Below are 12,199 nucleotides of genomic sequence, written 5' to 3'. Positions count from 1 at the left end.
CGATTCAGCAAAGGGGCTTATTGATGCAAATCAAATACGCCTTCAACTACTCCTTAGTGGGTAGATTACTGATTTGTCAGGATTTTTATAAGTTGTGGAAATCGTTCGCTTTTCGTCTGAGACGATTTTGTGTACAAATTAGGTGGCTAATTTTAATAAACGCGTACTCCTGAATTTCAGCCGCGTTTTCCGGGGGGATAGGTATGTCTACAGCACCACTTTGGCTGGTCCAGAATGTTCGGTTACCAGGTCGGGAAGGGTTATGGCAGGTCGCCATTGAGAACGGTCGTTTTGGTGAAATCACGCCAATGGACGATACCCATGTTGAAAGCTACGAGATACTCAATGCCCGCGGAGGTCTCGCAATCCCGCCGTTTATTGAGCCGCATATCCACCTGGATACCACCCAGACGGCAGGTGAGCCGAGCTGGAACCAGTCCGGCACGTTGTTTGAAGGTATCGAGCGCTGGGCGGAGCGTAAAGCGCTGCTCAGCCACGAAGATGTGAAGGCACGGGCCTGGAAAACGCTGAAATGGCAAATCGCCAACGGTATTCAGTTTGTCCGCACTCATGTGGATGTGTCCGACCCGACGCTCACGGCGCTAAAAGCGATGCTGGAAGTCAAACAGGAGGTCGCTCCGTGGATAACGCTGCAAATCGTGGCCTTCCCGCAGGAGGGGATCCTGTCTTACCCGAACGGTGCGGCATTGCTGGAAGAGGCCTTAAAGCTGGGGGCCGATGTGGTGGGCGCGATCCCGCATTTCGAGTTCACCCGCGAATATGGCGTGCAATCACTGCTTATCGCCTTTGAACTGGCGAAGAAGTATGACCGTCTGCTGGATATCCACTGTGATGAAATCGACGACGAGCAGTCACGGTTTGTCGAGACGGTAGCAACCCTGGCGTATGAGGCCGGTATTGGCGCGCGCGTAACCGCCAGCCACACCACGGCCATGCACTCCTATAATGGCGCATACACCTCGCGGCTGTTCCGCCTGTTGAAGATGTCGGGGATTAACTTCGTCGCCAACCCGCTGGTGAATATCCATCTTCAGGGGCGCTTTGATGACTACCCGAAACGCCGGGGGATCACCCGGGTGAAGGAGCTACAGGAGGCGGGCATCAACGTCTGCTTTGGTCACGATGATGTCTTTGACCCGTGGTACCCGCTCGGCACCGGCAATATGTTGCAGGTGCTGCATATGGGGCTGCATGTGTGTCAGATGATGGGGTATCCGCAGATTGACAGTGGATTGAACCTGATTACACACAACAGCGCCCGAACCTTTGGTTTGAGCGATTACGGCATTGCGACGGGGAACCCGGCAAACCTGATCATTCTGCCAGCAGAAAGCGGATTTGAAGCGGTGCGCTGTCAGGTTCCGGTACGCTGGTCGATTCGTCAGGGGCGGATTATTGCCACCACGCAACTGGCGCAGACGTGGATCCAGATGGACAGCGGTGGGGAAGAGGTGAGTTTTGCCAGAAACAGCCCCTCTGCATAACGCAAAGGGGCAGGGCGATTAGTGAGAAGCCGCCGCCACGTTATGCTGGCGGTGGCGGGTCACGAAGCCCAGGATGAAGCACATGATGAACACCACGGCATACAGAGCGTTAGCCGTGTGCAGCGCAGCGAGTGGGCCGCTGTGTGCCACAATCGGGCCTGTTACCACGAAGGTCAGCATGGTGCCGATGGTGCCGCAGGTCAGAACGAAGTTCACCAGTTTCGGGGACGCCACTTTGGTTTGCAGTGAGCCCAGGGTGATGATTGAGGTGTAAATCGCGCTGGAGAAGAAGCCCAGGGTCAGAATGAACCACGGTAAATGTTCTGGTGAACCGTTGATGAACAGATACATCAGGACGGTCGCCATACCTGCCAGGACGGTCAGAATGCGTTGCAGGTCGAAGAAGCGCAGGATGAAGCTAAACGCCCACATGCCGAACATGTAAGACATCCAGAAATCGCTCACCAGTTTGCCCGCGTCGTTCAGGCTCATGCCCAGACCTTTGGCGTATTCCGGCACCCAGGAGATAAAGCCCAGCTGGCCCAGGATGTAGCACAGTGCGGCGATGGAGAGGAACAGCACACCGATACCCCATTTCTCTTTCGCGACAGGCTCTGCTGCGGTTTGCGCTTTTTTACCCAGCGCCGGGAATTCACAGCCGAAGGTCAGAATAAAGATGGCCACGTACACCAGACCAATGCAGGCATAAACCCAGTACCACTCAATGCTGCGTGCCAGCAGAACGGCAGCCACCATCGGGAAGATCATTCCGGCCATGCTGAAGAAGGAGTCGGTAAACAGCAGGCGTGCGCCGCGCTGACGCCCTTCATACATATGGGTAATCAGGAACGTACCAATAGACATCGTAATACCGCTCACCAGGCCCAGTACGAACATGGCGGCAGAGAACAAGGCGATGCTGTGGCTCAGCATCAGGCCCGCCACGGCGGCGACCATCAGCACAAAACCAAAACGCAGCTGCGTTTTCAGCGGGACGATTTCCATCAGCCAGGCATTCAGGAAGATAGAGATCAAAATACCTGCGTTCAGGAAGGTGAAGGTGTTACTCATACTGGAAACGGGCAGCTGGAAGTAGTCTGCGATGTTCCCCATCACCATCCCGGTGACGATCACCAACGCGCCGGTCAGGGCGTAGGAGAAGAAGCTGATCCATGTGAGCTTGATGCGATTGCTGTTAGTCATGTCTGGCCTGTTCAAAGTAAAGTAAAACGCATTGACTGCGTTTGAGCGGGCAGATTTTAGTCGCGAAAGTGATCTATTTAAATCTTTTAGGAAACATTTGATCTAATTTGCAGGGTTTAGTGTGATCATGATCACGTTAATTGGCGCTATAACCAATCGTTTGCGCAGTAACAACTGTTTCAATTTCGTAAAATTAGGTAAAAGGCTGGTCTCCGTTCATACTGCTCTTTAGAATCAAGCCATTCGCTTTTTATACTGCGCTTTGTTAAGGAATTCTCATGCTCAAATCAACACTGGCGGCTGTCGCAGCTGTGTTTGCTCTTTCTGCCGTTTCCCCTGCTGCGCTGGCAGCAAAAGGAGACCCTCACGTCCTGCTGACCACCTCCGCCGGGAACATTGAGCTGGAACTGAATAGTCAGAAAGCCCCTGTTTCTGTGAAAAACTTCCTCGATTACGTGAACAGTGGTTTTTATAACAACACCACGTTCCACCGCGTGATCCCTGGCTTTATGATACAGGGCGGCGGTTTTACAGAGCAGATGCAGCAAAAGCAACCTAACCCGCCAATCAAAAACGAAGCGGACAACGGCCTGCTCAACACCCGTGGCACCATCTCTATGGCCCGTACTGCGGATAAAGACAGCGCAACCAGCCAGTTCTTCCTCAACGTTGCGGATAACGCCTTCCTCGACCACGGTCAGCGTGATTTCGGGTATGCGGTATTTGGTAAAATTGTGAAAGGGATGGACGTGGCGGACAAAATTTCTCAGGTGCCAACCCACGATGTAGGCCCATATCAGAATGTGCCGTCCAAACCGGTTGTGATCCTTTCTGCAAAAGTTCTGCCGTAATCTTCCCTGCGCGGGCATTCTTTGCCCGCGTTTCTGACCCTCCCTGCGAAAGCGCGTTTTGCTGCTTATACTTGTGGCAAGCGGACACATTCAGGGAGGCGTTAAGTGAAAAAACTCACCGATAAGCAAAAATCCCGCCTTTGGGAACAGCAGCGAAATGCGAATTTCCAGGCCAGCCGCCGCCTGGAGGGTGTCGACAGCCCGCTCGTCACGCTGAATGCTCAGGATGCACAGCGCCGCCTTGAAGAACTGAGGAGGCACTATGAGCGATAAATACGGCGATGACCGCGATCCCTACCTCTATCCGGGGCTGAATGTGATGCGTAATCTGCTGAACATCCATCAGGCAGACCGGCTTGCCCATGCTTCTTATGAACTCACCGCCCTGCGTGCGGCCACGCTCGGTTTAGGGCCGCCTGCGCGCGGGTTACCGCATCTGTGTGCTATCCACCGTCATCTCTATCAGGACATTTTCGACTGGGCAGGGGATATTCGCGAAGTGGATATTTATCAGGGCGATACCCGGTTTTGTCATTTCGCCTACATCGAGAAAGAGGGCAACAGCCTGATGCAGGATCTCGAAGAAGAGGGCTATCTGGCCGGGCTTGAGAAAAGCGAGTTTGTTGCCCGCCTGAGCCACTACTACTGCGAAATCAACGTACTGCATCCGTTTCGCATCGGTAACGGGATTGCCCAGCGAGTCTTCTTTGAGCAGCTCGCGCTTCACGCAGGCTATCAGCTGAGCTGGCAGAATATCGACTCGCAGGCCTGGGCTGCGGCAAACCAGAGTGGTGCGATGGGCGATTTAAGCGCGTTGACGGCCATCTTTAGTAAAGTGGTGAGCGAAGCACGCGAAACTGAGTAGAATAGGGCGCCTTTTTGTTGTGGAGCCGCCATGATCCTGCTGATTGATAACTACGATTCCTTTACCTGGAACCTGTACCAGTATTTCTGCGAACTGGGTGCTGAGGTGGTTGTCCGCCGCAATGACGAGATCACCCTTGCCGATATTGATGCGCTGTCCCCGCAGAAAATCGTTATCTCGCCGGGGCCCTGTACCCCGTCAGAATCCGGTATCTCTCTGGACGTGATAAAACAGTATGCCGGTAAGCTACCGATTCTGGGCGTTTGCCTGGGGCATCAGGCGATTGGTCAGGTGTTTGGGGCGACCATTGTGCGTGCGGCCAAAGTGATGCACGGTAAAACGTCACCCGTTACCCACGACGGCACAGGCGTATTCAGCGGATTAAATAACCCGTTAACCGTAACGCGTTATCACTCTCTGGTGATTGATCCGCCCACGCTGCCAGCGTGCTTTGACGTCACCGCCTGGAGTGACACCCACGAAATCATGGGTATTCGCCATAAGGAATGGGATCTCGAAGGCGTGCAATTCCATCCTGAAAGCATCCTGAGCGAGCAGGGACATCAGCTGCTGGCGAATTTCCTCAATCGCTGAATTTTTATTGCCTTGTTGTGATTTTTTATGCATATTTTGTGATTATATTCTCACAATCAATGTGACATAAAATGGATGGGCATGACATGGCAACTGAACAATCAGCAATTACCCGCGCGACATTCGATGAAGTGATCCTGCCGATTTATGCACCGGCTGAATTTATCCCGGTTAAAGGGAAGGGCAGCCGCGTCTGGGATCAGCAGGGTAAAGAGTATGTTGATTTCGCGGGGGGAATTGCGGTGACGGCGCTCGGCCATTGCCATCCGGCGCTGGTAGAGGCGTTAAAAACCCAGGGTGAAACCCTGTGGCACACCAGTAACGTCTTTACCAACGAACCCGCGCTACGCCTGGGGCGCAAAATCATCGACGCGACCTTTGCTGAGCGTGTGCTGTTCATGAACTCCGGTACAGAAGCCAACGAAACGGCTTTCAAGCTGGCACGCTTCTATGCTTCAACCCGTCATAGTCCGTACAAAACCAAAATCATTGCTTTCCATAACGCCTTCCACGGCCGTTCGCTGTTTACCGTATCCGTTGGCGGGCAGCCGAAGTATTCCGATGGCTTTGGCCCGAAACCGGCCGATATCATCCACGTACCGTTTAACGACCTTCATGCGGTAAAAGCGGTGATGGACGACCACACCTGCGCGGTAGTGGTCGAGCCGATTCAGGGCGAAGGCGGCGTAACGGCGGCAACGCCTGAATTCCTCAAAGGCCTGCGCGAACTGTGCGATGCGCACCAGGCGCTGCTGGTATTTGATGAAGTCCAAAGCGGTATGGGGCGTACCGGCGATCTCTTTGCCTACATGCACTATGACGTAACGCCGGATATCCTGACCAGCGCCAAAGCGCTCGGCGGCGGTTTCCCGGTAAGTGCGGTGCTGACCACGCAGGATATCGCTTCCGCTTTCCACGTAGGCTCTCACGGTTCGACCTACGGCGGTAACCCGCTGGCCTGTGCCATTGCCGGTGCGGCGTTCGATATCATCAACACCCCAGAGGTGCTGAACGGCGTTAATGCGAAGCGCGAATTGTTCGTGAAACACCTTCAGCAGATTGATGAGCAGTACGACGTGTTCAGCGAGATCCGCGGAATGGGGCTGTTAGTGGGCGCTGAGCTGAAGCCGCAGTACAAAGGTCGTGCGCGTGATTTCCTGCACGCAGCTGCCCATGAAGGGGTGATGGTGCTAAATGCCGGGCCGGACGTGATGCGTTTCGCGCCGTCGCTGGTGATTGAAGACAAAGATATCGAAGACGGGTTAAACCGCTTTGCCGCTGCGGTCAGTAAGATAGTCCAGGGATAACCTCATTGCCCGGCGGCGCTGCGCTTGCACGGGCCTACAAAACCGTAGGTCGGGTAAGCGTAGCGCCACCCGACATAATCAGTACGGCGTGCGTTTCAGTACGCGCGTTAACCAGATCCCGTGATGCGGACGCTGGCGCCATGCCACTGACGAAATGGTGTGCATGGTGCTCAGATGCCCCAGGATGCGCTGCAAATGCTGCTCCAGGGTGCTCATCGGGCCATGCGTCAGTGTTTCCGGCGATTCAAGAATGTTCGAGTCACCCGCCTCTCCCGGCGCGTCGTACTCCAGGCGCTGCTGACATCGCTGCAAGGCAATTTCACAGGACTGCAAATAGCGCTGCGCCAGATCGGGTGTCAGCATGGTGTGCTCGCGCGCCAGCGTGGTCATGGCGTTAATGTGCTCGACGATAAACTGGCTGTGCGTCACCCACAGTTTCATGTCTGCCAGATAGTGGGAATTAAAGCCAGGCTCCTGCATCGCCTGGTTGAGTGAGTTAAACAGGGCGTTATGCGCCTGGTTGACCTTCATGCGCTGATACGCCAGTGGCGAAGGCTGCGGATCGTCGCTCAGGATCAGGCGTATCGCTTGTTGATCCGCTTCCAGCGCATCATGGGCGTTCTGGCGCAACAGCCCGCTTTGCCACTGCGGCCAGAGCCAGACCAGGCCGCCAAAGGCAATCAGGCAGCCAATCAGGGTGTCGACCAGGCGGGCGATAATAAACTGTTCGCCATTGAGCGTGAGCAGTTGCAGGGTGTATACCGCAGTGACCGTAAAGCCCACCATCGCCCAGCCATAGTTCTTGCGAATAATCAGGTAACTCACCATGGTGACCGCCAGCATCCCCAGCAGCGTATAGCCTTCCGGTACGTGGAAGTGCAGCGTCACGCCGGCAATGATTAGCCCCGCGATTGTACCGCCTGCCCGGTGCAGAATGCGCACCCGCGTGGCGCCGTAGCCGTTCTGCGTGACAAACAGCACGGTCATTAAGATCCAGTACGGTTTCGGCAAGTGCAGCGCGACGCCCATCAGGCTGGCAGTGCTGAGCATTACGCTGATGCGCGCGGCATTACGCAGCGCGGCAGATTTCAGTGACAGATAGCTTTTCAGGGCAGGTAGTAGCGGCAGACGCTTTTGTTTGTCGGCCATCAGGTCACGCGGGTAAAGCGGGCGCTGAGTCCGCAAGACGCGGGCGATACGGCTGAAGTGCCACGCGGCAAACTGGCCCACCGGGTTATCCGCGTGCTGATGGGCGATTTTCTCCAGCGCCCCGAGCTGTTTGTCCATGTTAAAACGGGTGGGATAGCGGTGATACAGGATATCGTCAGCCAGGATGCGCAGGCGCGCTGCCACGGTTTGGGCGTTCCAGCGGATCACCGCTTCGGCGTGGCTGCGTTCGACCAGCTTTTGCACCTCCTGCGGATGATGCAGGCTCACAGAGATATGTTCCTGCAAATCCAGCCCCACCTGGAAGATACGCAGCAGCCGCTTATAGTCATGATTTTTATTGGCGGCGAGCATGTGCAGCTGCTGATAACACTGACTAATCAGATCGACGACTTTTTGCTGGCGCACCAGCAGCGGCGGCAGCGATTTTTCAGGGTCCGTATGCTGAGTAAGCAGGGTGTACTTGGCTTCGCAGTAGTCGGCAAGCTGCACGTAGAGCAGGCTGAGCGATTCACGCAGCGGTTGTTCGCGCCACAGGCGGAACCAGATCCAGTTAAACACGCCGTACCACAGGGTTCCCAGCGCGTAGATTAATAGCGGCTCCCACACCGGCATATTCCCCGCGAGGCTCAGCGTGAAGATGGCGGCAATCAACGACGCGGGCAGCAACCGGGCATGTAGTGCGCTGATTTCAGCGGTGACGCCAAGCGTCATGGCCAGTACGGTCAGGATCAGGGGGAGCGGAATATCACGGGCAAGCAGCAGCTGCACGGCGAGACTACAGCCCGCAAACAGACAGCCACCAATAATCAGGCGTTTGAAGAAACGTTTATGCGGTGTGTCCAGACCCGCAATGTTGCAGCACGCAGGAACCAGTGAAAACAACAGACCCTGTTGCAAATGGCCCAGCAGCAAACCCACGGCCACAGGAAGGCACAACACCAGCGTTTGTCGCAGTGCGTAGTTAACTTCCGGGTGATAAATTAGCCTGCGCCACATGGGGAGTAGAGACAAAAACGGCGTGACACCTTGCGATGGCACGCCGTTTGACCGGAATTAACGCGTTCCGTAAACCACGATGGTTTTGCCGTGGGCGGAGATCAGGTTCTGGTCTTCGAGCATTTTCAGAATACGGCCCACTGTTTCACGGGAGCAACCCACGATCTGACCAATTTCCTGACGGGTAATTTTAATTTGCATTCCGTCCGGGTGGGTCATTGCGTCTGGTTGTTTCGCCAGGTTCAGCAGGGTCTGAGCGATACGGCCCGTTACGTCCAGGAACGCGAGGTTACCCACTTTCTCAGACGTGACTTGCAGGCGGCGAGCCATCTGCGAAGAAAGACGCATCAGGATGTCAGGGTTGACCTGAATCAGCTGACGGAATTTCTTGTAGGAGATTTCTGCCACTTCACACGCGGTTTTTGCACGAACCCAGGCGCTACGTTCCTGGCCTTCTTCAAACAGGCCCAGTTCACCGATGAAATCGCCCTGGTTCAGATAAGAAAGGATCATTTCTTTCCCTTCCTCATCTTTGATCAGCACTGCCACCGAGCCTTTGACGATGTAATACAACGTTTCCGCTTTTTCACCCTGGTGAATCAGCGTGCTCTTCGATGGGTACTTATGAATGTGGCAATGAGACAAGAACCATTCGAGAGTCGGGTCTGTTTGCGGTTTGCCAAGCACCATGCGCTGTTATCCTCTGTTATAAGCTGTCACCAGAGTCATAAGATGCATCCAGACTCTGGGGTTGCAATCGAATTCTTACCCATACCCTGGGAAGTCGGCTGTCGTAATATTCGCAGCCAGTAAAGTTTGATGTCCTCTGCATACATGTGTAACGTCAATGTATTACTGTAGCATCCAGAGTGTTTTAGCATAGCTTTTGTCGCGTGTCTCCTGGTGTCTCGCTTCAGCATGATGCAGGTCGCCTTCCGTTGCGAGAAATGTAACGTACGCGTAATCTGTCACCAAAAATGCAACGTTGGAGTTAATGAATATGCAAGCGCGTGTGAAATGGGTTGAAGGTTTAACGTTCCTGGGCGAATCCGCTTCCGGACACCAGATTTTGATGGATGGGAACTCCGGCGATAAAGCACCAAGCCCAATGGAGATGGTGTTGATGGCGGCGGGTGGTTGCAGCGCAATTGACGTAGTGTCGATTTTGCAAAAAGGCCGCCATGACGTGAGGGATTGCGAAGTTAAGCTCACTTCAGAACGCCGTGAAGAAGCACCACGCCTGTTTACGCACATCAATTTGCATTTTATTGTGACCGGCAAAGAGCTGAAAGACGCTGCGGTATCACGTGCGGTGGATCTTTCTGCTGAGAAATACTGCTCTGTGGCGTTAATGCTGGAGAAAGCGGTAAAAATCACGCATTCGTATGAAGTGATCGAGGCGTAATGCAAGGGGCATCATGCGCGTTGATGCCCTCACCCTAACCCTCTCCCACGGGGAGAGGGAAAAAGATCACGCGATCTGCTTCCCTTCCATCAACCGCTGCACTAGCGGTGTCATAATCAATTCCATTGCCAGCCCCATTTTCCCGCCCGGCACGACCAATGTATTCATGTGAGAAATGAACGAACCTTGCAGCATGGCCAGCAGCCAGGGGTAATCAATGCCTTCGAGATTGCGGAAATGGATCACCACAAAGCTCTCATCCAGTGACGGGATACTTTTGGCCGCAAACGGGTTGGAGGTATCTACCGTCGGCACACGCTGGAAGTTGATGTGGGTGCGTGAGAACTGCGGCGTCAGGAAGTTGATGTAATCTTCCATCGAACGCACAACCGAATCCATCACCGCTTCACGTGAATGACCGCGCTCGCTGATATCGCGCGTCAGCTTCTGGATCCACTCCAGGTTCACAATTGGCACAACGCCAACCAGCAGGTCCACGTGGCGCGCCACGTCATGCTGCGTGGTCACTACGCCACCATGCAATCCTTCATAAAACAGCACGTCGGTGGGTTCGGGAAGAGGTTGCCAGGGGGTAAATGTCCCTGGCACCTGATTCCAGGGAACCGCTTCGTCATAGGTATGCAGGTATTTACGCGACTGCCCTTTACCGCTCAGTCCGTATTCTTTGAAGGTCTGCTCCAGCAGACCGAAATCGTTGGCATCTGGCCCAAAATAGCTGATGTGTTTGCCGAGATCGCGAGCTTTGCGGATTGCCATATCCATTTCAGGGCGGGTGTAGCGGTGAAAGCTATCGCCTTCTACCTCTGCGGACCGTAAATTCAGTTGCGCGAAAATCTTGCGAAAGGCGAGGCTGGTGGTGGTGGTACCCGCACCACTTGAGCCTGTAACGGCAATAACCGGATGTCTGGCAGACATAGCAACTCCCTGACTGGAATAGTTTAAAGGTCAGTCGTGAAAGGCATTGCGGGGCATGATATTGACCGTTTCGTGCAGCTCAGACCATACCAGCACCACCTCGCCACTTTTGAGCTGGCGCTTTACATCGTTGACCTTTTGTTCAAGCGAACGTTCTTGTTCACCATAATCTGTGCCTTCGCGTAATACAAAGCTTTCAATAAGATTATCGAGCGTTTCGGGCGCCAGATCCTGCCAGGGGATAATCATTTTTTACCGTCCAGAAATGCGGTGAGCCAGGCTGGAATGCGTGTTTCCAGCCACATCTGCGGGCGTCTGAGCGTGCCGCCGACAAAGCCAACGTGGCCGCCATGTTCGGTCAGCTGGTACTGCACGTTGGCGGGCAGAAATTCCTGCGCGGGGATGGAGTGATGATCCATGAACGGATCATCTTTCGCATGGATGATCAGCGTCGGTTTGGTGATTTTGCTCAACAGCGGCATGGCGCTGCACTGGCGATAGTAATCTATCGCATCGGCAAAACCGTGAATTTTGGCGGTGATCAAGTCGTCGAACTCGCGAATACGGCGCACCTTCTTCAGCTGACGCAGGCTTACCGGCAGGGTGTCCGGGTAGGCTTTGAGCTTACGCGCGGCATTGGCCTTCAGCAGGTTGAGCAGATAACGCTGATACACCCGGGAAAAGCCTTTTTCCATATGGTAGCTGCACTGTTCCAGCATAAACGGGGCAGAGACAATCACCGCAGCATCCAGAGGAACCGTGTCGCCCTCTTTTGCCAGCAGGCAGGCCAGCATATTACCGCCCAGCGAATAGCCCACGGCCGCCGTCGGCACCGTACCAAAATTGTCACTCAGCCAGTGTAAAAACCAGGTGCCGTCTTCGGTTTCACCGGAATGGTAGATGCGCTTCTGGCGATTTGGCTCGCCGCTGCACCCGCGAAAATGCATCACCACCCCAAGCCAGCCATGCTCTTTCGCCGCCTGGATCAGGCCATGTGCGTAAGGGCTGTACAGACTGCCTTCCAGACCATGAAACACCACCAGACGGGGTTTATGTTTAGCCTGCTCCGGCTCTTCGCTCCAGGCGAGATCCAAAAAGTCCCCGTCCGGCAAGTCCAGGCGTTGCCAGTGTGGGGTGAACTGCACCTTGCGGCGGATAAGGCGCGGCAACATGGTCTGCAAATGGCGATTGGCTACGCCACGCATGGGCACAAATTCTGCGCTCTCTTCGGCTGCAATGTCGAAGTCTGATGGGATGATTTGGGTCATAACGGCGATGCTGATTCTTGTCAGTTATTTACTATACCTTCCGAATTGTACCCCGTTTAGCCTGTTTTTCCGAAACATGAACTGATCCCGATCACAAAT

13 protein-coding genes are annotated in these 12,199 nt (G+C 54.5%); 7 read left to right on the top strand and 6 right to left on the bottom strand.

Annotated elements, in window-relative coordinates; translation table 11 throughout:
- The first annotated feature begins 203 nt into the window (after positions 1 to 203).
- A complete protein-coding gene (locus M987_RS03880; RefSeq protein ID WP_014072091.1) occupies positions 204 to 1,505 on the top strand; it encodes a cytosine deaminase in 1,302 nt (433 codons plus the stop codon).
- An 18-nt stretch (positions 1,506 to 1,523) separates the two neighbouring features.
- On the opposite strand, the gene tsgA is transcribed toward M987_RS03880, so the two are convergent.
- Positions 1,524 to 2,708, bottom strand: a complete 1,185-nt coding sequence (gene tsgA, locus M987_RS03875) for an MFS transporter TsgA (protein ID WP_014072090.1) — start codon at positions 2,706 to 2,708, stop codon at positions 1,524 to 1,526.
- A gap of 278 nt (positions 2,709 to 2,986) precedes the next feature.
- Here tsgA and ppiA point away from each other — a divergent pair, with 278 nt between their 5' ends.
- The 5 genes from ppiA to argD all read left to right on the top strand — a co-directional run bounded on the left by ppiA (position 2,987) and on the right by argD (position 6,325).
- Positions 2,987 to 3,559 (top strand): peptidylprolyl isomerase A, encoded by a 573-nt coding sequence (gene ppiA, locus M987_RS03870; protein ID WP_014072089.1) that lies wholly within the window; start codon positions 2,987 to 2,989, stop codon positions 3,557 to 3,559.
- Between the two features lie 105 nt (positions 3,560 to 3,664).
- On the top strand, positions 3,665 to 3,832 hold the full coding sequence (locus M987_RS23665; protein WP_014072088.1) for a YhfG family protein: 168 nt from the start codon (positions 3,665 to 3,667) through the stop codon (positions 3,830 to 3,832).
- Positions 3,822 to 4,424 carry a putative adenosine monophosphate-protein transferase Fic gene (locus M987_RS03865; protein WP_014072087.1) on the top strand — a complete coding sequence of 201 codons (603 nt, stop codon included), beginning with the start codon at positions 3,822 to 3,824 and terminating at the stop codon, positions 4,422 to 4,424. The genes M987_RS23665 and M987_RS03865 overlap by 11 nt, the downstream gene beginning before the upstream one ends.
- 30 nt (positions 4,425 to 4,454) lie before the next feature.
- Entirely contained in the window at positions 4,455 to 5,018 is a 564-nt protein-coding gene (gene pabA / locus M987_RS03860) for an aminodeoxychorismate synthase component 2 (protein WP_014072086.1), read from the top strand.
- Positions 5,019 to 5,104: 86 nt separating this feature from the next.
- Positions 5,105 to 6,325: a bifunctional acetylornithine/succinyldiaminopimelate transaminase gene (argD, locus tag M987_RS03855; RefSeq protein ID WP_014072085.1), complete on the top strand. Its 1,221-nt coding sequence runs from the start codon at positions 5,105 to 5,107 to the stop codon at positions 6,323 to 6,325.
- 78 nt (positions 6,326 to 6,403) lie between these two features.
- Here the strand turns inward: argD and M987_RS03850 are convergent, their stop codons facing one another.
- Complete coding sequence (locus tag M987_RS03850) at positions 6,404 to 8,491, bottom strand: YccS/YhfK family putative transporter (protein ID WP_014072084.1); 2,088 nt, start codon at positions 8,489 to 8,491, stop codon at positions 6,404 to 6,406.
- Positions 8,492 to 8,548: 57 nt separating this feature from the next.
- A complete protein-coding gene (gene crp / locus M987_RS03845) occupies positions 8,549 to 9,181 on the bottom strand; it encodes a cAMP-activated global transcriptional regulator CRP (RefSeq protein ID WP_000242758.1) in 633 nt (210 codons plus the stop codon).
- A gap of 310 nt (positions 9,182 to 9,491) precedes the next feature.
- Between crp and M987_RS03840 the strand changes: the two genes are divergently transcribed.
- Positions 9,492 to 9,896 (top strand): OsmC family protein, encoded by a 405-nt coding sequence (locus M987_RS03840; protein ID WP_014072083.1) that lies wholly within the window; start codon positions 9,492 to 9,494, stop codon positions 9,894 to 9,896.
- A gap of 66 nt (positions 9,897 to 9,962) precedes the next feature.
- Here the strand turns inward: M987_RS03840 and M987_RS03835 are convergent, their stop codons facing one another.
- The 3 genes from M987_RS03835 to M987_RS03825 are packed head-to-tail and all read right to left on the bottom strand — an operon-like array spanning position 9,963 to position 12,100.
- Complete coding sequence (locus tag M987_RS03835; RefSeq protein ID WP_014072082.1) at positions 9,963 to 10,832, bottom strand: phosphoribulokinase; 870 nt, start codon at positions 10,830 to 10,832, stop codon at positions 9,963 to 9,965.
- 30 nt (positions 10,833 to 10,862) lie between these two features.
- Complete coding sequence (locus M987_RS03830) at positions 10,863 to 11,081, bottom strand: YheU family protein (protein ID WP_014072081.1); 219 nt, start codon at positions 11,079 to 11,081, stop codon at positions 10,863 to 10,865.
- A complete protein-coding gene (locus M987_RS03825; protein ID WP_014072080.1) occupies positions 11,078 to 12,100 on the bottom strand; it encodes a hydrolase in 1,023 nt (340 codons plus the stop codon). Before M987_RS03825 ends, M987_RS03830 begins: the two co-directional genes overlap by 4 nt.
- Positions 12,101 to 12,199 lie beyond the last annotated feature (99 nt).

The sequence above is a fragment of the Enterobacter soli ATCC BAA-2102 genome, assembly GCF_001654845.1.
Taxonomy (GTDB): domain Bacteria; phylum Pseudomonadota; class Gammaproteobacteria; order Enterobacterales; family Enterobacteriaceae; genus Enterobacter; species Enterobacter soli.
The sequence above is the reverse complement of the archived record's forward strand: the minus strand, read 5'-3'. Positions and strand labels throughout refer to the sequence as shown.